This is a genomic window from Vogesella mureinivorans (genome assembly GCF_007644035.1).
Taxonomy (GTDB): Bacteria; Pseudomonadota; Gammaproteobacteria; order Burkholderiales; family Chromobacteriaceae; genus Vogesella; species Vogesella mureinivorans.
Window position 1 is genome coordinate 1 of the sequence record NZ_VMTV02000328.1, and the last position, 484, is coordinate 484.

At 66.5% G+C, this 484-nt stretch carries 1 protein-coding gene; it reads left to right on the forward strand.

The window, feature by feature from the left end; translation table 11 throughout:
- The coding region (locus FLQ44_RS10100) for an HsdM family class I SAM-dependent methyltransferase (protein WP_147694289.1) at positions 1-484 on the forward strand (484 nt) is incomplete at both ends.

Genomic DNA, 484 nt, shown 5'->3' on the forward strand with positions numbered 1-484 from the left:
GATCGCCACGACATCGTGCTGGCCAACCCGCCCTTCGGCGGCGGCGAGCGGCCGGAGGTGCAGCAGAACTTCCCCATCCGCTCGTCGGAGACGGCCTACCTGTTCCTGCAGCACTTCATCCGCAAGCTCAAAGCGGGCGGCCGTGGCGCGGTGGTGATCAAGAACACTTTCTTAAGCAACACCGACAGCGCCAGCGTCGAGCTGCGCCGCGAATTGCTGGCCAGCTGCAACCTGCACACCGTGCTGGACTGCCCCGGCGGCACCTTCCAGGGCGCGGGTGTGAAGACCGTGGTGCTGTTCTTCGACAAGGGCGCGCCCACGCGGCAGCTCTGGTACTACCAACTCGACCCCGGCCGCTCGCTGGGCAAGACCAACCCGCTGAACGATGCCGACCTCGCCGAGTTCATCGCCCTGCAGAAGACCAAGAGCACCGGCCCGAAGAGCTGGACGCTGGACGTGGCCGAGGTGGATCAAGCCACCTGCG